Below are 23,544 nucleotides of genomic sequence, written 5' to 3' on the forward strand. Positions count from 1 at the left end.
TCATGAGTAAAATGCCCAAGGCTTCGACGATTCGCCGAGTACTGATTGTGGACGACAATCCCCAGGACCGAGAAATGGTGCGTCTTGCACTCCGTTCGGATCGTACGCAACGTTACGAATTGGTGGAAATGGACAATGGGGAAAAAGGGTTGCGGACATTTCGAGAGGCCGAAACGCCGTTCGAACTAATCATCCTCGATTGGCGCCTTCCCGACATGAATGGGGTCGAGTTCGTCGAGCAGTTACAAGGCGAGCATCGCATTCCGCCGGTCCCGGTCGTCTTGCTTACTAGCAGCGAAATATCACCGCACGCTTTGGATCCCCTGCAACATGGAATACAAGAGTTCTTCTTAAAGTCGATGGTTACGCCCGAACTGCTTCCGCATGTCGCTAATAATGCAATGGAGCGGCACCGGCTGCTGGAAAGGACGATCGCCAGCGAAATCGAAGCGGAAGAATCTCGCAATCGCGCAGATGCCGCAAATCGCGCCAAATCGCACTTTCTCGCAACGATGAGTCACGAACTGCGGAATCCGCTGACTGCAATTCTGGGAATGACCGAATTGCTGCAAGAGAATCCGACGAATGATGATCGTCAGCAAATGCTTGCGATGATTGCCGAAAATGGGCGTCACCTGCATGAGTTGCTGAATGACATCCTCGATCTCGCCAAAATTGAAGCCGGTGGGATCACGATCGACTTAGCAGAATCGAATGTAGCGGAGATCGCAGCCAGTCTTTGTAATCTGCTGCGTTATCGAGCGGCCGATGAGGGACTGTCGCTTCGGCTAGAAGTGAAATCGCCCCCTCCGCGCATGATGACCGATCCGATCCGGATCCGGCAGATTCTCCTCAATCTGATCGGCAACGCGATCAAATTCAACAATCAAGGAGAGATTCTCGTCACCGTTGATTACCAAACGAATGACAGTGAAAAGCAGGCCATCTTCGAGGTTATCGATACAGGAATTGGAATTCCTCCCGATCGCTTGACAACCATTTTTGAACCCTTTGTCCAAGTCGCCGAAGATATTCGCCGGCAACAACAAGGCGTAGGGCTGGGACTCCCCATCAGTCGCGAGATCGCCACCCTCTTGGGAGGCGAACTTTCGGTCGAATCCGAATTCGGCGTCGGCAGCCGCTTTCGACTTACATTGCCGGTCGTCGAAGCGAGCGAAGCCTCCTCGCCCCCGCCTAAACCCACCTATCTTCCAGTCGAGGAAGCGGACTGGCAATCGCTGCGCATCCTCGTTGCCGAGGATACGCCAGCCAACCAATTCCTCCTCCGCCGCATGCTGGAACGGACCGAAGCGAAGCTTTTCTTCGTCTCGAATGGAGAAGATGCGATTCAGGAAATCCTGTTGGCGCAGGAATCGGGCGACGACTATCAATTGATCCTGATGGACATGCAAATGCCGGTCATGGATGGTTATACCGCTGTCCGAAAACTGCGGGAAATGGGACATTCGACCCCGATTGTCGCGATCACCGCATCAGCGATGGCCGGAGATCGCCAGCGCTGTGAAGCGGCCGGATGCAACGAGTATGTATCCAAACCATTCGATCGTAGCGAACTACTCTCGAAAGTTGGCGCGATGCTATTTCCGTCTCACTTGCCGAGAACGAAATGAGAGTCGTCGATGCCGCTAAGGTACGGTTCGCGACTTGCAAAACGATCGCCCCGCGATCTGACTGAGCCCCGATTTTATCCAATACCCCAAAGCCGGAAGCCAAGCCAAAGCTCGGTACCGCCGAAACGGACGCTTCGTCGCTCGCCGAACGGCCACCACGATCTGTCGCCTGCCACCGAGCGAACAAGCCCGTGGCCTCTAATCCACCCTTCGCTGGCGAACAACATTCTCGACGACTTGGCGCAAAAAATGCAGTACGATTGCCGCTGTAATATCGGCGTGATCCGATACGATACACGCAATCGAAACTGCCCCAGCGAAACCAAACGCCATGCGACTATTTTTGTGCGATGACTGCGGTGAACTCGTCTATTTCGAGAACAACTCGTGTCTTGTCTGCAAGCAGCGGCTCGCGTTTGATCCGACGACCCTGTCGATAAGGACGATCGTTCCTGTCGGCGAAGACGTTGAAACCTGGAAATCGGTCGATTCGTCGCGCACCGATCTCTATCGCCGTTGCCAAAACGACGTGCAACACAACGTTTGCAACTGGCTGATTCCGGCCGATAGCGATCAGACGATTTGTTTCGCCTGTCAGTTTACCGCGGTGATCCCCAATTTATACGAAGCGGCCAATCTAGCTCATTGGAGCAAGATCGAAACCGCGAAGCGACGCCTGCTTTATACCCTGATGTCGCTCGGACTGCCGACCATTCCCAAAACAACCGACAAAGAGATCGGGCTCTCGTTCCGGTTTCTCGCCGATGATCCCAAGAGCAACAAAAAAGTGCTGACCGGTCACGCCGCAGGCTTAATCACCCTGAACATCGCCGAAGCCGATGACGCCGAGCGCGAGAGTCGCCGCGTTGCGATGGGCGAACCTTATCGGACATTGCTGGGGCACTTTCGGCATGAATCTGGGCACTACTACTGGGATCGTTTGATTCACGACACGCCGCATCTCGAAGCGTTTCGCCAATTGTTTGGAGACGAAACGCAAGACTACGGCGAAGCGCTCAAGAAACACTATTCCGCCGGGCCGCCGGACAACTGGCAAGAATCCTATATTTCGTCGTATGCGGCCAGCCATGCGTGGGAAGATTGGGCCGAAACCTGGGCTCATTACTTGCACGTTGTTGACGCGTTGGAGATGGCTTCCGCCTGTGAAATTTCAATTCCTTCCCTACACAATCGAGACGAGCGACTTCGGGTTAATTTTCGTCCGGATAGGGCGAAAGAGGTCTCGATCGATGATATGATAAAATGGTGGTTGTCGCTGGCGCACGTCTTAAACAGCGCTAACCGCTGTTTGGGTCAGGCCGACAGCTATCCGTTTGTGCTTTCTCCAGACGTGATTGAAAAGCTAAAGCTGATCCATCAATTAGCGACGCAATCACAATCTGCAGAGTCACCTGAAACCTCTCCTGCAATTTAGGGTTATCCCCATGGCCTATTCCCGCGGTTCGTGGAAGGTCCGACTCGCAATCGCGGCGATTGTCGCCCTCTTCTCCATCGTTTCGTATTACATGGCGAACGACAAAAACCCGGTCACCGGCCAGTCGCAACGCGTCGCGATGACGACCGACCAAGAGATCGCGCTCGGGCTGCAAGCGGCGCCGGAGATGATCGATCAGCATGGCGGAGAACTGCCAGAGAAAGCCGCACAAGATCGCGTTGACCGCGTCGGCGGCGAACTGCTGCAAGCGCTCAATCGAGACCTGGCCCAACAAGGCCGCCAAAATCCATTTCCGTTCGAGTTCCATTTGCTGGCCGATCCGCAAACGGTCAACGCTTTCGCGCTGCCCGGCGGACAGGTATTTGTGACCGCCGCTCTCTATCGAGAATTTGAAACCGACGGTCAACTCGCAGGCGTTCTCGGCCACGAGATGGGACACGTCCTGTCACGTCACGGCGCTCAGCAAATGGCCAAGCAAAATCTGACGCAAGGCCTGGCCGGAGCCGCAGGCGTCGCCGGTGGAGACGTCAGCAGCGCCCGGATGGCGCAGATGGTTGGTCAATTTGTCGCGATGAAATATGGTCGCGGCGACGAACTAGAATCGGACCAATGGGGCGTCCGTTTGATGGGTCTGGCTGGCTACGATCCTCATGCAATGATCGGCGTGATGGAAATCTTAGAACGCGCCGGCGGCGAAGGCCCGCCGGAGTTCCTCAGCACGCATCCCAAACCGGCGAATCGCGTCGCCTATATCAAGCAAGTGATTCAGGAAGAGTATCCGGACGGGACGCCGAAGGGGTTGAAGCCGTAAGCTGGCGTCATTCCGCCAATCGATTTGGCCGCTGCGGTTCGGCAGACGCTTCTTGCTTGGCGCCCTGCCCATCCGGCGAGTCCCAATAATTTCGCTGACGGCGAAACGGCATCAGAAACAGGCTCCACAAGGTGTTATCTTCTGGCTGCGAATAACCAGGCACGCCGATCTTGATCTCGTCTTGCGAGACGTTCAGCCGCAGACTGCGGTGCAGCCGATCCCACCACGGAAGCACGACCGAATAGTTGGAGTTCGTTTCTTGCTCGATCTGCGAATGATGAATCCCATGCATTCGCGGCGTCACCAGGCACAGGTTCAACCAACGTTCCACATGAATCGGTAGCCGCACATTGCTGTGGTGAAACATCGTGTTGGCCGTAAATACAAATTCGTAAATCAGGTAAGCTTCGATCGACATGCCGATCAGCGTCACCTGGACGACGCGAAACAGCGCCGAGAAAGCGACTTCGCCAAAGTGAAATCGAAACGCGGTCGAGACGTCCATATCGGGATCGATGTGATGGACATTATGAAACCGCCACAAGAATCCGATCCGATGATTAAGCCGGTGCCAGTAGTAAAACGAAAGGTCCAGCAGCAAAAATCCAGCGACAATGTCCAGCCAAACTGGAACTTCGCCCCATTGCAACAGGCCCAGCGGGGAACCGTCGGAACCCATCATCCATGAAGCGGCAGGCTGCACGACCAGCGCCGCGACCAACAACGCCAAGCCGGAGACGACCAGATTGACCAACAATCGCCGCCAAAACGAGCGAGTCTGTCGTCGCAACGGCAACAGACGCTCGACAACAAAAAGTCCCGCCAAGATACCGGCCAAGATCGCGGGGAGTGCGTATTCCATCGTAGCGCCCAACTTCAAAAATCAGGACGACGGTTTCAGCACGCGATCAATCAGTTGATACGCAGGCTCGTGCATCTCCATCGGAAAAGTATGCTCTGTGTCGGGATGCGCGACCTGAAGGTTTTCGGCCGCTCCATAAAGTTCAAACACAGGACGAGCCGCCGCGGCGATTCGATCGACGCTATCTGGCTGGAAATTACTGTCACGCAGCGGCGCGATGATCATCACCGGACGCGGAGCGAGCATGGCGACCAGTTCGTAGAAGTCGAACGGGATCTCCTGCAGCCGCCCCTGATAGGCGGCGAGCTTCGGCATATAGCGGTCTTGGCACCAACCGCGTCCCGCAGCCCAATTGCCGGGGTCGCCCGCTTTGTAGTCGACAAACGAATCGAGCCCGCAACAACTGATGACCGTCGCGATCCGCGGGTCAAACGTCGCGATGAAGACGCTGTTGTGACCGCCAAGCGAATGCCCAATCGCCGCATACTTGCCGCTTTGCACGTAGGGCAACGAGTCAAGCAGATCGAGACAGCGACTGTTATCCCAGATCGATTTTAACGTTCCGCTTTCCCAGCTCTGCTCTTTCAGCTTTGGTTGATATCCGCCTAACGTGGGATAGTAGGGAGCGATCACCACATATCCCCGCTCCGCCAATTCTTTGGCGTACATCCGCTCGCGACTCTCCCCCAAGCCGACCATCTCTTTGGGGCCTTGGCTATGGGTCGGGTGCAACGCGAGCACCGCCGGAAATTGGCCTGGCGAATCTTGCAGCGCGGCTTTGGGGATCAACAGAAAAGCAGGCGTGCGACAGCCGGCATCCGATTGAAACGTGATCTGCCGGCGAACATAGCTCCCCATGTCCGTCTCCGATTCGACCGCGACTTCCAACGGACAACGTCGATCGTCGCCGGGAAACGTACCGAGCAGCGCCGCCATGCCTTGGAGCGTTTCCTGCTTGCGAAACTCCCAATCGGCCGTTGTCTTGACCGGCTGAATCTGGCCGTCGGCGTCATGAAACTGCAATTGATTCTCGCGCGGCAACGTCCGCACCGGCAATGCGTCTCCTTGCTTCGCCGCGCCGGCGGAGACAACCAAGCTCAGCAGCAGAATCATCACCAGACCAACGGCGTGGATTTCAGCGATCGAACGACGCTTGTGCAATTTCATGGCAGGATCGACTTTTCAAGAAGTTAAACTTAGTTCAGCTCACGGCGTTTCTTTTGCTGAGCGGCGATGCGCAATCGGCGCCAATAGATAACCGCCGCGAAAACGACCGCGTAGAGAATCAAAATCTCGATCAGGCCGAAACGCGCAAAGTGCATCAGCAACCAGCCGACCAATACAACGCCAAGCAGCAGTCGAATATCGCTCATTTTATCGTTGGATGGAAAGGTGACTGGGCAGATGCCAGATTGTCCTCGATTGATGCGCGTGAATCTAGCGTTCTGTGGGATGAAAAGCCTGATTTCACTCGCAATATTCGAGAATTAGCCACGACTGGTCCTGACAATTCGCTCAGAACTAGGTGACCGCGCTCCCTATCCTTTCACCCCACTCCGCGATCCAACATCCGATAGTTAATCGCCTCACTAATATGCGCAATATCAATCGCCGTCGCTCCCTCTAAATCCGCGATCGTCCGCGCGGTTCGTAACACCTTATCATGCGCTCGCGCCGATAGCCCCAAGCTATGGACGCTTTGTTTTAGCAGCGCCGCGCACGCGTCATTCAAGTGGCAGAACTTGCGGATCTCTCGCGAACTCATTTGTCCGTTATACCGCGTGCGGCTGCCGACGAAGCGGCGAGTTTGAATCTTGCGGGCCTCCATCACTTGGGCACGCATCTCTTCGCTGGAAATGCCGGGAGTCTTGGATGCGAGTTCGCTGAACGGGACGGCGGGGACTTCGATTTGGATGTCGATGCGGTCGAGCAAAGGCCCGCTGATCTTGCCGATGTAGCGTTCGACTTGCGGTACGTTGCAGCGGCAGTCGCGGCGGGGATCGTTCCGATAACCGCAAGGGCAAGGGTTCATCGCCGCGACCAGCATAAATTCGGCAGGAAAAGTCGTGCTGCGGGTCGCGCGGGCAATCGTGACGCAGCCATCTTCGAGCGGTTGCCGCATCACTTCAAGCGTGCGGCGCTGGAACTCTGGCAATTCGTCGAGGAACAAAATTCCGTTGTGACTATGCGAGATCTCGCCAGGCGAAGGCGGATTGCCTCCACCAACCAGGCCCGCTTCACTGATCGTATGATGGGGCGAACGAAAGGGGCGCCTGGTCAGTAGCGGTTGATTGGCCGGAAGTCGCCCCGTGACGCTATAGATCCGGGTCGTCTCGACCGATTCGCCGGGAGTCAAATCGGGTAAGATTGACGGCACTCGCTTGGCCAACATCGTCTTGCCGGAACCCGGCGGGCCCACCATTAACAGATTGTGGGCGGCCGCCGCGGCGATCACTAGCGCGCGTTTGGCCATCTCTTGGCCGCGGACGTCGGCGAAGTCGACATCGTAGCTGCTGTATTGGCGGAAGTATTCTTCAATGCGCGGCGGAACCGGATCGATGTCGATCGCGCCAGAGAGAAAGCCGACCGCTTCGGTCAGAGAACAGACTGGAATCGCTTCGATCTCTTCGACGACGGCCGCTTCGGCGCCATTTTCGGCCGGGACTACAATCCCGCGCAATCCCATCGCGGCGGCCTGCATCGCCATCGACAGGGCGCCTTTGATGGGCCGCATCGCGCCATCGAGGGCCAGTTCGCCGACGACCGCGTACTGCCCAAAGCGTTCGGACCGTATCTGTCCGCTGGCCGCCAGAATTCCCAATGACGTCGGCAAATCAAACGCGGCGGCGTTCTTCGGCAAATCAGCCGGGGCCATGTTCACCACAACACGATCCTGCGGTCGCACGTAGCCCGAGTTGACGATCGCGCGTTCGATCCGATGAATGCTCTCACGAACCGCCGCTTCGGCCAGACCGACCATCACCGTTTTGGGCATCGACGAGGGAGAAATATCGACTTCAATATCCACCGGCACTGCGTCGATGCCGAGCAACGAAAAAGTACGAAGTTTGGAGAGCATGCCGGCCCCTGTCCTCGAAAGCAAAACCACCCAGATGGGCACCATTGTGCAACACCGCGGAGAGGTGTTCAAGTGTTTAGTGCCGGGGAATAAAAAAACCGCCCGGCAAATTGCGGGGCGGTTTTTTAGCTTGATGCTATCTGACGATCCAGTCGTCACGTCGCCAGGGACCGGACTCACGCTACTTTTTCGAGAGCTCAAAGGTGAATTCGTTGGGACCATCCTTCACGACTTCGACTTCGATTCCCGGCCCGCCAAATCGATACTTTCGCGGGATGACGCTGGGGGATTGATCGGCGTCCGAAACATCGAACGAAACACGATGCTTGCCGGGAACAACCCCAGGGACCGCAGGCGGATAGTACGCGATGAATTTCCCTTCGGCATTGGTCTTGCCGCGCGATGGAGCGGCGTCCGCTTCTGGAAGAAACAGCACTTGAAAATTCTGGACCGGCTTTCCATTGATCGTGACAATTCCGGTAACCTCCGCCAATTCGACATCGGCGCCGCGACCGCCGAAGCAACCGATGACGCCAAGCAAAGCGGCGCAAAAGGAAAGTCGCATTGCGATGCGCAAGATGGGATGCAGCGTGGGGAGTATGTTCTCCATTAGTATTCTCCCAAAACTTCGCCATCGGCGATTTTTGTGAGGTTCTGCAACGTGGTGAGATTCGCCGTTTCGCTAAGGAAGTGGACCGAGCCGTCGCCGAATAGCGAGTTACATCCACCCGGGTGATGGCTGCCGACGCGCCACGCATACGAAAGTCTGCTGACGGCAGGATCATCTGGGATGTTAATTCCGAAACTCATCTGCAACCAAAATGTATGCGTATAGGTTCCCCAGAAAGGCCCATACAATGTCGACGTCTTCTCCATCTGCGACTCGGCAAGCAAGACCGTGCTGCTCATGCCGTCGGTAAAGTCACGAAACTTGGCGGCCCCATTGATCCCAAATGCAGGACGCAAATTCCTGGTGTTGTCTTCCCCGTCCCAATAGAGATGGTAGTGGTAATCTCTCCATTCCGCGGTAACCAGACCATAGCTCGTGCGGTAATAATCCAGGTTGTAGTACTCACCGCTGTTAGATCGCGTGCCTGGCTGGTCAAACGGATCCGAAGGACAAGCGTAGACGTCTAGCCGCGTCCCTTGCAGCGCCGCCATATTGTTGGCTGCCTCCGCCGCCGTAGGCGTGGTGACCATGGCCGAATCGGCAGCGAGACCCATCGGTTGCTTAAAATCGAGCTTGTCAGCCAGCGAGTTCTGCTCCAGGTAGGGAAGGATTAGCAAATGAGCGGTGACGTTACGCACATTCTCACCCACCGAAGCCGGCATGTGGGTATCGTCGCAAACCTTGCAGCCGGGGTTGATCGTTCCCGACGGCAACACGCCAAAAGTGTCGTGATAATTATGCATCGCCAGACCAACCTGTTTGAGGTTGTTGGTGCATTGCATCCGCCGCGCGGCTTCGCGAGCCTGCTGGACAGCCGGAAGCAACAGCGCAATAAGTACGCCGATAATAGCAATCACGACCAGCAGTTCCACAAGCGTGAACGCCGGTCTCTTTCGTAAAGATAAAGTCATCATAGAGGCAACCCTTAAGAGAATAAAAAGTATAAAAGGTCGAGCCTGACTCGAGATATCAGGCCCGACCAGAATCTGGCGGGATGCAGAGAAGAGAAAGCTTGGAATCCCCCAAGCTTTGCATATCGCGTGCCAACATCGTGCAAAAATATCGCCGAACTCGCCAAGTCGCAGTTATCATTGGAGTTGCAGATATCACGAGACATCTTGGGCAGCAATCAGACCAGGGATTCTGCCTCATTCGCGGCAGGCGCCTGATGCGCTTTTCAGCAAACGTCGTTTATCACGAAAAGAGATGACGATGCTTCCCCTGCGCAGCAAAGCCGGCGGCGATGGAGTTGCTGACAAAAGCTTATTTTGGCATGCCACAGACCCTTTTCAGCCAATGTCTCCACTCTTCGACTCGGCCGCATATTTGCTTTGCGACTATTTCTGCTCGGCAATTTGTTCTTGTGGAGTCGTCGAAGTTATTTCTAGTGGCCCTTTCGTGGCTTGGCCGCAGGGAGACTCTCACTCGCTTGGGGCGCTGCCTGCTCCTTGGGCCAGTTCATAGAACTCGTGGAGCTTGGCTTGCAGCAGCTTCTTGTCTGGCAAGCAAGTCTGGTATTCCGATACCAAGGCGGGTGATGCGGCCCGCGAGAGTGCGTACTCCACGACCTCGTGATCCTTCGTGGCACAGAGTAATACGCCGATAGAAGGCTGTTCGTGCGGCTTCTTCACGTCCCGGTCAAGCGCCTCCAGGTAGAATTCCAGTTTGCCCAAGTGCTCCGGCTGGAATTCCTCAATCTTCAGTTCAAAGGCGACCAAGCAGTTGAGCGCCCGGTTGAAGAACAGCAGGTCGATGGCGAAGTCGCGCCCGCCGACTTGAACCGTGTACTGGCTGCCGATGAAGCAGAAATCCCGCCCTAATTCGATCAGGAACTGCTTGAGCTTCTCGACCAAGGCATGTTCGAGATCCGCTTCGGAATGGGCGGACGGCAGGCCGAGAAACTCGACGAGGTAGCTGTCCTTGAAGATAGAAGCCGCGTCGGGATGAATTTCTCGCACCGCCGGTGCGAGTTTTGGGGGCGAAAGGGCGACCCGTTCGAAGAGCGCTCCGTTGAGTTGGCGTTGGAGTTCGCGATGTGACCAGCGTTCCCGAGTGGCCAGCCGCAAGTAAAATTCCCGTTCGTCGTCCCGTTTGCAGCGGCTCATGATGAGCAGATTGTGGCTCCAAGGCAATTCTCGCAACAGCGTTGCGAGTTTTGGCTGGTCCCGATACGTCTCGCAAAACTGCATCATTCGCCAGAGATTGCTGGCCGAGTAGCCGCGAACGTTGGGCTGCTTTCGGCGAATGTGCTCGGCCAGGACCTCCACCGTCCCTTTTCCCCAACCATCGTCGGCGATCTTCCGCTGGATGAATTCGCCGATGCTCCAATAAAGCTCGATCAGCGTCGTATTAACGGCTACAACGGCTACAACGGCTTTCGTCCGTGCGGCGTCGATCAGTTCCACACAACGTCGAAATCGGCCTGAGCGGGTACGCTCTGCGGAGACAGTGGAACGAGGCCGCCCTTGGTAGGCTTCTTGGGTTTCTGGCCTTTCTTCATGCTGGCTCCCCGGCAGAGGATCGAGCAGCCAACAGCACCATTGCGTGCAGGAAGATGAACAGGGAATTACCAGATCGGGAAGAGGATCGCATGGGGCGTCAGCTAGTTGTGATTGTCTTTTTCATTGTGACGTTACCATGATGCATTCTCTCTTGGCAAGTCAGTTGGGTGGCGTTATCCAACAGCTATTTCAGCGAAGCTTTGACGTTACGCCTTCGTTATTCGTCAAACGGAATCTTCACCCGGTGATCGATCTCGTGCAACGGCGTCACACCCTTCTTCGGGTGATTCCCTTCGGAGTCCTTGCCGAAGATATCCAGTCCGTACTTGTCGATCAGTTTTAGATAGGGAGTTAGTTCATCCGACTTCAAGCGACTGCCGGTCAACTGGCAATAACGATCCCAAGTGACAACTTTGGAGAGCTTCTCAAAATTGCCAAACAGGTTGACGGCGAGACCTTCGTACTGAAAGACGCCGGGCGACTTCGCTTCGATCGCGGCGGCGATCCGTTCACGATCGCACGGGTGCGTGTCAAACATGCCGGTCGACTCGTTGGCGATCGAGGCGCGGATGTCCCGCTTGAGTTCGTCAGGAAATCGCTGCAATTGGAATTTCAGAAAGGCGGTGATATCGTCAACCATCGCACCGCTCTGAAACACGGACGACAGCAATTCGATCGAAATACTATAGGCGGCGCCGATCAATCGCATGCGATTCGACGTTTGCTGAAACGCGGCGCTGCCAGCCAGCCCAATCTCGTATTGGTCGGCGTCGTATTCCATTTGCCGGAGCAAAAAGCCGGAGGCGAAGATCCCGACGTACATCAGGATCCAAAGGATGGTGCGCACGATCCAGATGAAAAAGATAAACAGGTACAAAAAGATCGCGATCCGGATATCAATGCTTTCGGCCAAATGCCAGAGCCAAGCGTCAAACACGTCTCGCTCATAGGCGACGCGGGCGAACCAATGACTGATGGTGCGAACGACATAGGTTAGCCGCATGCCGGCGCCTTGGCTGAAGTGCCCGAACTCGTGGGCGAGCACGCCGGCGAACTGCCGCGTGGTGAGCCCGGCGGCCAGCGGCACGCCGATCGTCAGCACCAGGTCGTTGCCTTGGATCACGCTCCAGATGCCGCGGCGAAAACTGGCCGATGCGTTCATTTGATCGTCGACATCGATTCGCGTCGGAAACGGAGCGTCGACCAACTCACAAATTTTGGCGACAAACTCAAACAACAACGGATCGCTTTTCTGGGTCAGTGAGCGGGTCCGATGCACTTCAGCAGGGCTAGCGAACAACGGCTTGATCAAGAAGAAGATGGCGACGCCAGCGATGACCACCGGCAGCATATACAATGCGAACCCGATGGTCCCGATCTCATTTCCCCGCACCAACATCGTGCGGCCATTGATCGTCAAATGCAGATAGACGGCGTAGCCGATCAATCCGATGATTGAGAGATAGACCATCGGCAGCGCGATCATCACGACCGAAACGATCGCTGCGCCAAGGACGTAAAACGGCTTGGTTTCGGGGCGTTCGAAGCTTCCTTGAAACGCTCCCATCACCGCTTCGCGAAGTTGCTCGTCGCTCATCCGCCGCTTCGGCTTGGCCGCCGGGACTGGCTTCCTCGCGGCCGGCGCCGCTTGTCGCGGCGCGGCAGGTTTTCGCGGTAACTTGACCGGCTCCTGGGTGGGCGTGGGCGGCTTTGTCGGCGTCGTTTTGGGAGATCCTACCGGCGGCGCTGGCGCAGGCGACGCGCCGCCTGCGTTCAGCATCGGGACCTGGGTGATCTCGCTGCACTTGGGACACTTCGCCTTTTTCCCCTGCTTCTCTTCCGAGACGCTGAACGACACCTGACAACCGCTGCAACGAAACTGGATCATGAGGAAGCCGCCTGCGATAGATCAGAGAATCGGTCGCCTGGCGAAGGGGAGCCAGACGACCGATGCTGCTGTATCCAAGAAGGGACGAAGCCGCTATTTCAAAGCGGAGTAGTCAACGGGAACCATCATCGTGCTCTCGACCTTGGTGACGATCGGACCATCGGCACGCGAATCAGCTTTCATCTTGATCCACTCCGGATTGGTGCGGAACGCATCCCACGACTTCGCGGCGTCCGCGGCATCTTTGTGCGCGACGATATAGATCAACGTATCGGGCGTTTCGGTCGGCGTAAAATAAGCGATGTGCGTCATGCCGGCCTTGGTGAACAGGTCGAGTTCGCCATCGCGAAAACGCTTGTGCAAATTCGGTAGGCGACCTGGATCACATGTGTACTTGCGCAGCTCGAACAATCGTTCTTGGTCGCCGTTCTCTAGGTTATGCGGGGAGAAATCGGTTTCGGTCATGTAGACCGATTCGGCCTTAGAGACCAACTTGCCATCCGCTTCCGACGCCGTTTTGGCTTTGACCCAGTCGGGGTCGGCCATAAACGCGGCCCAGCTTTTTTTCGCCGCGGCGGGGCTATCGTGCTTCAAAATGTAAATCAGCGTGTTGTCTTTCAGCGCCGGATCAGTCGGCGTCCAATAGCCGATGTTGGTCATGCCGTGCTTTTCAAATAGCGGCGCGGTATGGTCGCGAAACCGAGCGTTCAGGTTAGGCAACTTGCCTTCGTTGGTCGTATAAATCCGCAGTTCGTACACAGGCTTGTCTTCGGCTTGAGCCAAGGTAGTGAGAGCGAGCGTCGCCAAAGCGGCGGACATCAGCAGTAACGATTTCATGAACTATCTTTCGTGGCAGGAAATTGACAGGGGGTCGACCGATTTTAATCGAACTCGTCGGCGAAAGTCGACCATTTTCGACGAGATTCATCCCTAACCTATCGTTTTTGGCCGAACCTCTTCGGTACTGGACGATACAATACTGAATGCCGCGAAAGTAGAACGGATAGTCGCTGGTCGTCGCTCTAACCCGCGGGTAGCGACGACGAGAGGAAAGTCCGGGCTCCACAGGACAGGGCGGTCGGTAACGCCGACCGGTCGTGAGACTAGGGAAAGTGCAACAGAAAGCAAACCGCCGAAGCCCCAACAGGGGCTGGTAAGGGTGAAACGGTGCGGTAAGAGCGCACCAGCGGACGAGGCGACTCGTTCGGCTTGGTAAACCCCGCCCGGAGCAAGGCAAACAGGCAAGAGATCGCGTCGGCCTAGCCGCCGCGATCACGGTTTGGTCCGAACCGTTATTACTGCCGGGTATGCTGCTAGAGGCGGCGAGCAATCGTCGTCGTAGAGGAATGACTATCGACTTCGCCTTGTGCGGAGAGACAAAACCCGGCTTATAGTTTTACTTTCGCGGTTTTTTACTTACTCCTCCGTCTTGGCCGAGATGTAGTTTGACAATTGCCGTACGTTGCCGGCGAACGTCTGACTACGAATCACGCCTGAGGCGTTTTTGATTTTGGGATAAAGTCTGGTCGTTCCTTTTTCGACCCACGCGCCCCGTTCATCAAGACTCGCGATCGCTTTGGCGACCCGATCTTCAGAGTAGCTCGCTCGTTTCTTCGCTTCGCCGGCTTTCAGTTGTTCGAGCGTGCGCGATCGATAGCGCTGGTACTCTTGCGACAGCGACTCCAGCTTCGAGTCGATCACAAAACTATAGTGATCCGGCACGTCACTCGCGTCGTAAGTTAACTGATAGTCTTTCGTAAAATAGAGAGGGCGATTGGTCTGCAGTTCGTAAAATCGGGCTAATTTTCCGTTGGGCAAAACAGACTCGTTCAAATAGCGGAGCGCCGCCGGAATCGGTTCCAGATACTTGGCCTTTCCCGTTTCACGATAAAGCTGCATCAGTGTAGTGATCACTTGCTGCGATTCTCCACCGCTAATCGCCGGCGGCTCAAATTTGCGATCCCAGACCGGCTGCATCTTTTCGTCGTATTGCTGCGACCAGGCAGGTTGCGGCTCAGGCATCTGGGCGAGCAACAAAAAGTCGCCAGCATGTTCGGCTGTCTGGAGATACCGCTTGTCGCCGTACGTTGCGTAGGCGGAAAGGAAGAGATCGATCAGATCGGCCGTGACGTCATCGTTCAAATAGTACTTGCCGGTCCAATCGTTCAGCCATTTGCGTGACCACTCGGTCGGATAGCTGGCCTTCAATACGGGAAATGCTTTCTCGTCGACCGGAGTCGGATACTCCTTCCAATTTTGATACCAGCCCCCGATGGGTCGCTGCGCGGCGATCAATGCGTCTAAGCCAAACGTCACCGCGTCATGGATCGCTGGCTTCTTTTGACCATTCGCTTGATCCAAGCGAATCAGGAAATGGAGCGCCGCTTGCGTGGTGTTGTCATCGACGGTCGTGCGCGTCTGCTGCTTCTTGGCGGGTTTGATATGGCGATAGCCGAACTCGATCTGCTTCTCAGGCGTCGTTTCAATCGAGTAGTACCAGCCACCGGTTCGCATTTGCCCGGTCGCCAAAATCTGGCCCGTTTGATTGGCGGCGTCCAAATAGTATTGGTCCCCAGTGGCGTCATAGGCGTCCAAAAACGCTTCGCCGATCGTCGGCGTCCCCGGCGGCTGCACCCAGACCGTGGTTGTACCGGCGGTCTTCCCTTCCCCTTCGCTCAGCGTCAGATCGCCGCTGTACTGCCAGACGTAGCCTCCTTCGACACCCACCTTTTGCTGAAAGAATTCACACGCTTTTCGCAAAGCGGCGCGGGCCTGATCAACATCGGGCGATTTCCCATAAACGTTAGCCGAACTGACGCAGATACCGATAGCGATAACGAGAAGCAGTACTTTTCTCATCCGTCAGACTCCATGTATGGGAAAATCGAATCTCTGTAATTTTCAACTCGATCGAGATCCCGCACAAGCAAGAGGACGGGAGTTGAGAAACTTTACGAGCCAAAATGCTAGTAAGTAGATGGCCAAAGATTTCGGCGCAGTCAAGAAATGAGGAACGCCCGCGTTGTGAACGGGCGTTTTGTGTTGAAATGCAAACAATCGAAGGGGACGCCATCAGGAAAAAGCCGCGGCGTTTTCCTTACTGGGCTCGCGTCGGTGACGCAAACATGGCCGCATGCTGTCCGCGAGTGGAGAGAAACGCCTCGGCTTTGCGAAGGGCCGTTTCTACCGAATCCAAAGCGGAAATCGGCTGCGACGGGATGCTCGGGTCACTCGCCGTAAACTCGGCGTGACAATGTTGGCAAGAGACAGGACGACCAAGGTCGTTAATCCGCACCTGCAGACGCCGACCACAGGTCGGGCACTGCTGAATAAAGTAGGTAACGATCGACATCACGGAGTCTCCTACTACCGTACAACCAATCTCGCCCACTGACGATTGAGTGCGATTCTAAAAAAGTTCTATCCCCAGTTCAACCGCCTATCGTAGCAAAGCAAAATTAATTTCCTTTCATCCTGCCTGAGAGGAAGATAAACAGGCACTAATGAAGCAGCTCCGATCTTGCAGCTGCATCGCAATATGCGAATTTTTTCGATTGTGACGACTACGCTATCGCTAAACAAAGATGGAATCTCGATTTATATCGCCGGCGGAATTTCCATTTGTAAGCTAAAGTTTTCACAGGAAATGGATCAAACATTGCTTTTGCTTCTACGACGCTGCCTTCCACTGCATCGAAAAAATGCTCCGTCGACAACTCCTACAACTCGGCTGTGCGATCGCACTGTTCTCTTCCGTTGCCGAAGTTGATGCGCAGAACTTCGCCATACGCGAAAAGCCTCCGTTCGATCAGATCGAGCAGATCGCACGCCGCCATTTCTTGGCGATCCGCGGCTTCCACGAAGATCAGCTATTGGTAGAAAGTGAAGTACGCGAGTTCTTGCCGCAGTTACGACAACTCGGCTGGTGGTCATTTCCGTGGAGACGACTCCCGCAGCATAGTCTGGCCGACAATCAGTTTATTGTCAGCCTTGTCTACGTCCATCATCCGCCCATAGAACTTCCGGCCTGCTTGCCGGCTCCAGAGCGAGTGTATAACCGCATGGAGCGACTTTCTTATTCGCCGTTTGGTCGCATCCTGCTGCTGGAACTAGCGCAACGCGACGACTTCTACACGGCGATTCTGCAGGAGCCCTCGCAGCTTTGTGCAGAAAGCGAACTCCTCTCCAAGCTCGACGCCGCCGGCGACATCGAGCTGTTAAACCTTGACGAGCCGACCGGCCGCGTTTACACGTTGCAGCAACTACTAGCGTCGCTACGACACGAGTATTTCGCGGTCAGATAAGCGGGCCAACCGGTTAGCGAACGCGTTTGGCCGATTGAATCACGACCGCCTCAATCGGAAGACTGGGGAAGCCTTCCTTGTCTTTGACCGGAGCGGCGGCGATCTTGTCGACCACTTCCATCCCTTCGATCACTTCGCCAAACACGCAGTAACCATATTTTTCTTCATCATCCACAACATGATCCAGTTGCGGATTGTCGGCCAGATTGATGAAAAACTGATTGGTCGCGCTGTGAATGTACTGCGGGTCACGCGTCATCGCGATCGCTCCACGCACATTTTTCAGGCCGTTGGCCGCTTCGCTTTGGATCTCGCTGCGCGTCGAGTTCGCTTCGAGATCAGCGGTGAACGCGCCCCCCAAGATCATCGAACCAGGTGCGACATAGTGAAAGATCGTGCCGTCATATTGCCCCGGCTCTAGATAGTTATTCAGAAAGTTATCGACCGTCGCCGGCGCTTTGTCGGCGTTAAGTCGAATCTTGATATCGCCGTAAGTGGTCGATAACACTACTTCAGGCTCACTTTCTCGCTGCGGCCGCTGGGAAGCTGTCGTCATAACGCCAGCGTCGACTGAGACCGGAGAACCTGCTAACGAGCCGGTAGTTGGCGATGCGCCTGCCGCTGCTTCAATCGAAGCCGCCGGTGGACTCGTTTCGCCGCCGCCGCATCCCAGTGCGAACAAGGAAGCCAAAGAGATGAACGAGAAGAATTTGATCGAATACGAACGCATTTCAAAAACGCCTCCATGCGTGCGGGAATGCTGGCAACGTTGCTGGCGTCTATCTTTGGTGTTTTTCTTATTTAACGCAAGCTCGCTTTTTTCGTGAAGCAACACACAAACGCTAGCAACAGCGGCAATTTCGATTAGCGTCACGTACGGTAGACGGCTACGGACGACCGATTTCGTACAAGCGAGCGACTTCCGCTTCGTTGAGCGCTCGGGAGTAGAGCGAAAACTCGTCCATGCGGCCGTTTAAACTGCGGATCGAGTAGGGTTCGCCGGGGTCTTTGCGGCGCCAGTTTCCGAGTTCAGCCTGACCGATTCGCAGCTTCGCCAAGGTTTCGGAAGGAGCGCGATAATCTCGTTCTTTGCCGGTTTCGATGGGAGCCTGCATAATCAGCTTCCCATCCAGGTAGTGAAACACCTTGCCAAGATCGCGGTCAACAACGGCGACCAGTTGGACCCAACGACCAAGATCCTCGTAGCCGAGGACAGAATCCGAGAGATACAAAATTCGCCTCTCATCTTTGGGTCGGATCCCTAAATCGACCATGCCGCTGGAGCGGAATTGCCAATGAATGTGCCCGTCTTGAAAGTAATCGGTCAGCATGATCGAGTTAAATTCTCGGTCGAACCCGTCGATTCGAATCCAGACGGAGAGCGTGATCGAATCAAATTCGCCAGGCACATTGATTCGTACGCGGTCATGGAACTTTTTAAACTCGAGCGATTGTTTTCCGGGCCAGCGACCTTGAGCGACATTGCATCCGACGATATTGCCGTTCAGGCCATCGGTGGCGAGATTCACGACTTGCTGGGCATTATCGGGATCTGTTTGAAAATCATAAAACACCAGTAAGTCTTCATCCGCCAAGATTTGCTGACGATCTTGCCGCCATTTCGCATATCTCTCACTCGTTAAATCCGAGAGACGCTCGTTCATGCCGCGGATGCTCGGAAACTCATCCGGGCGAACAAGAATGTCCTGCGGTTGAAGCTGGGAAGAAATCGACATGGCGCGTCCCGTCGTGACCGAGCGGGTCGCTGGGTCGCCATTACGGGGAAGTACGTCGACCTGTCCGTCAAAGACATGCACTTCGGCTTGCTTCCCGGGAACAACGCGAACGCCAAACTCTGTTCCTCGGTCGATAAAGGTCGCCTCGTCCGTCTCCAAAGCAAAGCCATCCTCCAGCGAGTCCGCATAAACGCGAGCCTGACCACATAGCAGCTTGCAGCGCGTCTGCGAAACCAATTCCAATTCGACAGTTCCTTCAACGACGACAGTGACGCCGTTCAGAAAATCGAGTTGCAATAATCCCGATTTCACCGAAAGCTGTTGCGACGACAAGCCTTGGCCGATGTGCAAAGACTCTTGGCCCGGAGCCATCACGACATCGGCCATACGCGAGATGATCGCAATCGGCTGCGATGTCGTAAACGCAGGCAGGTCAAAGGACCCCGGTCTTCTGTTGACGCTTGTCGAGGAAGATTTCGCCATCGCTTGCGCTGGGTCAGCGCTATCCCGCCCAAACGGCAGGAGGGCGAAACATGCAATCAAAATGCATGCCGCCAAGAATGCAATCGCCCCCGGTAACCAATAGACGCGATATTCAAATTTGCGATTCTCCGCCGCAACCAACGCAGTCGATTCGTGCTGTTGATCGCGCTGCGATAACTCATCGACCAGATCGTAGAGCCCAGCGTGAAGTCGAAAGTAATGGATATAGTCCTTTCGCGCGTCCGGGCTCTCGTTTAATATCGCTTCAAGCCGCACGAGTCGCGCCGGCGAGATCACGCCGTTGGCGTACTCGCCCAACAACTGAATCAGTTCTGAACTGGCGTCCGCCGTTCTATCTTTCCTCATGGCTCACCACTCAATGCTCGGCGCTTAGTCTTACGCATCGCGCTAGTTGCTGACGCAGGCCGGATAGTTTTCGATAAATGCTTTGCACCGAGCGCCGCAATTCTTCCGCGAGTTGGGCGACTTTGAGTCCGTGACTATAAGTCTGAAGGATTAATCTCCGATCCTGTTCGACAAGCTTGTCCAGGCAACCGCGCAGCGCGTGCTGATAGTCTTGAACAAGTTCCGGCGTTTCCGAGATCTCTAGGGCAATCGTTGTTAGTAGATCTGGGTTCAGAATCAGACGATCGCGCGCCTTTTGACGGCGATACATGAGCACTTCGTATCGGGCGACCACATAGGCCCACTTGATGAAGCCTGCCTCCTCCTCTAACTCCGCGAATTTCGTCCAAAGGACAATGCTCGTGTTCTGCATCACCTCATCGACGTCGTCTCGATCCGGCAACAATTGATGCAAGTAGAAACGAAGCTGGCGTTCGTGTTCCATGAATAGTTGTAGGAAACGGGAAGCGTCATCCTGATTCTCGTCCCCTACGGTTTCGGCCAGCTTTCGACTCTTACTAGGCATCAGTAAGTCCTACGTTCGAAATGAATTACGTCTTGGCGGCGCCTCTCCTCCGCCAGCCCCAGTTTGCTGAAAAAGCAATGTCGAAAACTGGCTCTAACCTATTCACTGCCGGTAACTCGAGATTTTAAACCGGTTTACTGAATAACCGGAAAAACATTCCTGAAAAGCGGATTTATGCGATAAAAGCGAAGCCCCACGGCAGTAAACAATCAGACGTTGGTATGCATAAGGTCGTTTTAGCACTGGAAAGGTGAGACTGTCTTGCCCGCATACGAGCCACCGTCTCTCACTCCCCCTTTCATAAAGTCCATTTCATTTTTCATTTCGACCCCTGTGGTCCATTCTTTTCAGGAGGGTCTGTATGATCCGTTTCTATTTTCACGAGAGAAGGTCTGGGTTTACGCTGGTTGAATTGCTGGTTGTCATTGCAATCATCGGCGTGCTCATTGGGTTGCTGCTTCCGGCGGTGCAGCAGGCTCGAGAAGCGGCGCGACGGATGCAATGCTCGAACAACCTCAAACAAATTGGGTTGGCCTTACATAACTACCACGACACCTACCGCGCGTTTCCGGCCGGCTATATCATGGATCTCGTCAGCGGCCCTGAAAAGCCTTCCTACGGCTGGGCGGTCGCCCTTCTTCCATATATTGAACAACATAACCTCTACGACGCGTTAGCTCCTCATCAACCTCGATCTTTAGCAGAGGTTTATGTCAGCGGAGCTTCCGACGCTGACAAGAAGTTGCTAGGAACCAGAATCGAAGGATATCGTTGTCCTTCCGACATCACGGCGGATCTAAATGATTTGGTGAAATTTGGTCAGCCCGAATACTTTGATCTCGGAACATCGAACTACGTCGCCATCTCTGGCGATGGTACATCTCCTCATATTGATTCTTGGTCAACTCCCATAAAGCCCGTGGACGGCATGGGTATGTTTTGGGGGAACAGCTATCTCTCATTTCGAGACATGACCGATGGCTCTTCGAACGTCGTTCTCGTCAGCGAACGAGATGGGGGGCCTACGGCGAAAGACAACGGAACGTTCATGGCCGCGGTTTGGGCAGGCAACGGTCGACAGAATTACAACTCGGATTACGCCGCAGGACGCTGTTTGGGGAGAGCGGCGTTTGGAATTAACCGAGACTACGACGCACTCAATTCGTTGGGAAACCAAGGAAAGGGTGTTTCCAGCTTGCATCCAGGCGGCGTTCTGGCCGTCTGGGGGGATGGATCTGTCCACTTTTTGTCAGAGAACATCAATATCACTACGGTCTTCGAACCGCTTTGCCGCCGTGCCGATGGTGTCGTGATCGGAGAATACTAAGTTTCTTCCGCTGGAAGCAACAACTACTCCGGCGCCGCCTAGTCACTCGATGTACTCAGAATCGCTTCCCAGTCCTTCGACTGCCAAGCGGGATCAAGCGTTCTCCATTGATACATCCCTCCCAAGAAACGGAAATGTTCGCGATGAACCGAAACCATATCGTTTTGCTCGTTCCTGGAATGCTGCTCCTCTGTTTTACTGGCTGTTGGAAAGGGGACATCGGGACCGTGGAAGGAACTCTTCAAGTTGATGGAAAGCCGATGGGCGGCTTCTATGTCTATTTCATTCCTGCTGACGGAACTGCCGAAGCCATGGGAGGCGTCATCGGCGACGGAAGCTACAAGCTGACGTATGGCCGCGGAGACGATCGGATCCCTGTCGGTGAGTATCGGGTTTATGTTCAGGCAACAGAATTTATTGACAACGTCTCGATGCCGAAGGTAAAACTGGAGCGCCAATACACCGATCCCTACGAGACCTCCCTCGTCAAGACGATCGACTATGGTCACAACGTTATCGATCTGGATCTCACTTCAGCCAAAAAGAAATGATCGCTCGGCATGCGGTGGATGTTGGATCCACGTTGTTCCCACAGACATTGCGATAACAATTTGCCACAGGCGGACCAACCGGTCCGCCTGTTCGCTTGCGCAGACAGGGCCCAGCGCCATGCTCTTATCGCGTCTTCCCAGAAAGAGCATGCTAACGCTATTGACGATGGATACAATGGAGAGTCATTCGCCGCGACTCAGTTATCTCGGACATCCATCATTAAACAGGTACAGCACGATGAACTCCCGATTTACACTCTCGCTGGTTTTCGCATTGTGCCTCAGCGTTGCCGGCGTTCGAGCCGAGGAAGAATCAAGCGAGAAGTCGCAACTGCAGGGCGTCTGGATCTTGTCGCAAGGCGAGGCCAACGGCAAGTCGTTGAACCAACTACTCAAGGATCGTGGACTCGGTGGACTCCAGATCAAGTTCTCAGACGACCTAATGACGATGACTGGATTTGGCGGCCCCGATCACAAGTGGAAATTTTCTCTCTTGCCCATGAATCAGCCGCAAGCGATTCGATTGGTCGCCATTGAGACGCAAGGCAAAACGCCACAAGGAACAACTCTGACCGGCATCTACGCGATCGAAAAGGACGTGCTCAAACTCTGTTTACCAGCTGATTCGACCGTAGATCCGCCCAAGAAATTTGAGGCCCCCAGCGGATCTCGTTATTCGATGTTGACGCTGAAACGCCAATCCAAAGAGGACGAATCGCGCGCCGAGCCATGATCGGAAGCAACGCCATGGAGTTCGAGTGGTTGAAGTGGTAGCCTCCCGCAGTGACCGCATGCGTGTTACCTGGATTGCGGTCCTCACCTGATCCTATTTCTCCCCTGCGTGAATTCGTCTTGCCTGAGCGACGACCATCTCAATTCTCGATCTTGGCGGTTCTGAAATTGCTCACCGTCCTGGCGCTGATTCTTTCGATAGTTCCTATCTCCCCAGGGTACTACTGGATCGTTGTGTTGGCGGCAGCGGCAATCGGTATTTTTCTGGCCGAGCACTTCCCTCAACCGAAGTCATGGCAGATCTTTTTCCTGTTGATTTTCCCTTCGCTATTCGCTGGAATCACGACAATCTGGCCGCAGCTCACTGCCAGCGAGCCTGCAGCGCTCGATGAAGTAGCACTGCTGTTTCTACTGGGGTTCCTGATCGGCGTCGTCCCCGTCGCGCTGTCCGTCGTGGCGCTTGGCGTCTTCTCGTCGATCGTCCACCGATTTACGGGGATCCGGCTCCTCAAGTTCGAGTGGGGACTTGCTGCGGAGACGCACTCAGCCGGAGAACAAGCCGCGGAACGCGAGCCGGAATAG

General features: G+C 55.1%; 22 protein-coding genes and 1 other RNA gene. 9 read left to right on the forward strand and 14 right to left on the reverse strand.

Annotation, left to right across the window (positions count from 1 at the left end):
* The first annotated feature begins 11 nt into the window (after positions 1-11).
* The 3 genes from M4951_RS16805 (at position 12) to M4951_RS16815 (ending at position 3,898) form a co-directional block, all read left to right on the forward strand.
* Positions 12-1,631 (forward strand): hybrid sensor histidine kinase/response regulator, encoded by a 1,620-nt coding sequence (locus tag M4951_RS16805; protein ID WP_262022806.1) that lies wholly within the window; start codon positions 12-14, stop codon positions 1,629-1,631.
* 331 nt (positions 1,632-1,962) lie between these two features.
* The gene (locus tag M4951_RS16810; protein ID WP_262022807.1) at positions 1,963-3,066 is read left to right on the forward strand and encodes a putative zinc-binding metallopeptidase; all 1,104 of its coding nucleotides are present in this window, start codon (positions 1,963-1,965) and stop codon (positions 3,064-3,066) included.
* Between the two features lie 10 nt (positions 3,067-3,076).
* Positions 3,077-3,898 carry a M48 family metalloprotease gene (locus tag M4951_RS16815; RefSeq protein ID WP_262022808.1) on the forward strand — a complete coding sequence of 274 codons (822 nt, stop codon included), beginning with the start codon at positions 3,077-3,079 and terminating at the stop codon, positions 3,896-3,898.
* A gap of 7 nt (positions 3,899-3,905) precedes the next feature.
* Here the strand turns inward: M4951_RS16815 and M4951_RS16820 are convergent, their stop codons facing one another.
* The 9 genes from M4951_RS16820 to M4951_RS16860 all read right to left on the reverse strand — a co-directional run bounded on the left by M4951_RS16820 (position 3,906) and on the right by M4951_RS16860 (position 13,735).
* Positions 3,906-4,760: a sterol desaturase family protein gene (locus M4951_RS16820; protein ID WP_262022809.1), complete on the reverse strand. Its 855-nt coding sequence runs from the start codon at positions 4,758-4,760 to the stop codon at positions 3,906-3,908.
* A 21-nt stretch (positions 4,761-4,781) separates the two neighbouring features.
* Positions 4,782-5,927: an alpha/beta hydrolase gene (locus M4951_RS16825; RefSeq protein WP_262022810.1), complete on the reverse strand. Its 1,146-nt coding sequence runs from the start codon at positions 5,925-5,927 to the stop codon at positions 4,782-4,784.
* A 29-nt stretch (positions 5,928-5,956) separates the two neighbouring features.
* Entirely contained in the window at positions 5,957-6,133 is a 177-nt protein-coding gene (locus M4951_RS16830) for a hypothetical protein (RefSeq protein ID WP_262022811.1), read from the reverse strand.
* Between the two features lie 173 nt (positions 6,134-6,306).
* Positions 6,307-7,839: a YifB family Mg chelatase-like AAA ATPase gene (locus tag M4951_RS16835; RefSeq protein WP_262022812.1), complete on the reverse strand. Its 1,533-nt coding sequence runs from the start codon at positions 7,837-7,839 to the stop codon at positions 6,307-6,309.
* A gap of 181 nt (positions 7,840-8,020) precedes the next feature.
* Positions 8,021-8,449 carry a carboxypeptidase-like regulatory domain-containing protein gene (locus tag M4951_RS16840; protein WP_262022813.1) on the reverse strand — a complete coding sequence of 143 codons (429 nt, stop codon included), beginning with the start codon at positions 8,447-8,449 and terminating at the stop codon, positions 8,021-8,023.
* Positions 8,449-9,423 carry a DUF1559 domain-containing protein gene (locus M4951_RS16845; protein WP_262022814.1) on the reverse strand — a complete coding sequence of 325 codons (975 nt, stop codon included), beginning with the start codon at positions 9,421-9,423 and terminating at the stop codon, positions 8,449-8,451. Before M4951_RS16845 ends, M4951_RS16840 begins: the two co-directional genes overlap by 1 nt.
* A 507-nt stretch (positions 9,424-9,930) precedes the next feature.
* Positions 9,931-10,914: a YhcG family protein gene (locus M4951_RS16850; RefSeq protein ID WP_262022815.1), complete on the reverse strand. Its 984-nt coding sequence runs from the start codon at positions 10,912-10,914 to the stop codon at positions 9,931-9,933.
* A gap of 313 nt (positions 10,915-11,227) precedes the next feature.
* A complete protein-coding gene (locus M4951_RS16855) occupies positions 11,228-12,898 on the reverse strand; it encodes a M48 family metalloprotease (protein WP_262022816.1) in 1,671 nt (556 codons plus the stop codon).
* A gap of 93 nt (positions 12,899-12,991) precedes the next feature.
* Complete coding sequence (locus tag M4951_RS16860) at positions 12,992-13,735, reverse strand: NIPSNAP family protein (RefSeq protein WP_262022817.1); 744 nt, start codon at positions 13,733-13,735, stop codon at positions 12,992-12,994.
* A 154-nt stretch (positions 13,736-13,889) separates the two neighbouring features.
* Between M4951_RS16860 and rnpB the strand changes: the two genes are divergently transcribed.
* An RNA gene (rnpB, locus tag M4951_RS16865) (RNase P RNA component class A) lies at positions 13,890-14,305 on the forward strand.
* A 9-nt stretch (positions 14,306-14,314) separates the two neighbouring features.
* Here the strand turns inward: rnpB and M4951_RS16870 are convergent.
* Together M4951_RS16870 and M4951_RS16875 are read right to left on the reverse strand one after the other, a co-directional pair.
* Entirely contained in the window at positions 14,315-15,757 is a 1,443-nt protein-coding gene (locus M4951_RS16870; RefSeq protein WP_262022818.1) for a pectate lyase, read from the reverse strand.
* 238 nt (positions 15,758-15,995) lie between these two features.
* Complete coding sequence (locus tag M4951_RS16875; protein WP_262022819.1) at positions 15,996-16,250, reverse strand: response regulator; 255 nt, start codon at positions 16,248-16,250, stop codon at positions 15,996-15,998.
* A 349-nt stretch (positions 16,251-16,599) separates the two neighbouring features.
* Between M4951_RS16875 and M4951_RS16880 the strand changes: the two genes are divergently transcribed.
* Positions 16,600-17,202: a hypothetical protein gene (locus tag M4951_RS16880; RefSeq protein WP_262022820.1), complete on the forward strand. Its 603-nt coding sequence runs from the start codon at positions 16,600-16,602 to the stop codon at positions 17,200-17,202.
* Positions 17,203-17,215: 13 nt separating this feature from the next.
* On the opposite strand, the gene M4951_RS16885 is transcribed toward M4951_RS16880, so the two are convergent.
* The 3 genes from M4951_RS16885 to M4951_RS16895 form a co-directional block, all read right to left on the reverse strand.
* Positions 17,216-17,932, reverse strand: coding sequence for a peptidylprolyl isomerase (locus M4951_RS16885; protein WP_262022821.1), 717 nt, complete (start codon positions 17,930-17,932; stop codon positions 17,216-17,218).
* Between the two features lie 157 nt (positions 17,933-18,089).
* The gene (locus M4951_RS16890; protein WP_262022822.1) at positions 18,090-19,787 is read right to left on the reverse strand and encodes a LamG domain-containing protein; all 1,698 of its coding nucleotides are present in this window, start codon (positions 19,785-19,787) and stop codon (positions 18,090-18,092) included.
* Positions 19,788-19,797: 10 nt separating this feature from the next.
* Positions 19,798-20,352, reverse strand: coding sequence for a sigma-70 family RNA polymerase sigma factor (locus M4951_RS16895; RefSeq protein WP_262022823.1), 555 nt, complete (start codon positions 20,350-20,352; stop codon positions 19,798-19,800).
* Positions 20,353-20,713: 361 nt separating this feature from the next.
* On the opposite strand from M4951_RS16895, the gene M4951_RS16900 reads away from it, so the two are divergent.
* From M4951_RS16900 to M4951_RS16915, 4 genes are all read left to right on the forward strand, one after another.
* Positions 20,714-21,679 carry a DUF1559 domain-containing protein gene (locus M4951_RS16900; protein WP_262022824.1) on the forward strand — a complete coding sequence of 322 codons (966 nt, stop codon included), beginning with the start codon at positions 20,714-20,716 and terminating at the stop codon, positions 21,677-21,679.
* Positions 21,680-21,822: 143 nt separating this feature from the next.
* Positions 21,823-22,230, forward strand: a complete 408-nt coding sequence (locus M4951_RS16905) for a hypothetical protein (RefSeq protein WP_262022825.1) — start codon at positions 21,823-21,825, stop codon at positions 22,228-22,230.
* Between the two features lie 238 nt (positions 22,231-22,468).
* The gene (locus M4951_RS16910) at positions 22,469-22,963 is read left to right on the forward strand and encodes a TIGR03067 domain-containing protein (RefSeq protein ID WP_262022826.1); all 495 of its coding nucleotides are present in this window, start codon (positions 22,469-22,471) and stop codon (positions 22,961-22,963) included.
* Between the two features lie 119 nt (positions 22,964-23,082).
* Positions 23,083-23,544, forward strand: a complete 462-nt coding sequence (locus M4951_RS16915) for a hypothetical protein (protein ID WP_262022827.1) — start codon at positions 23,083-23,085, stop codon at positions 23,542-23,544.

Source organism: Blastopirellula sp. J2-11 (assembly GCF_024584705.1).
In the GTDB taxonomy this organism is placed as follows: Bacteria; Planctomycetota; Planctomycetia; order Pirellulales; family Pirellulaceae; genus Blastopirellula.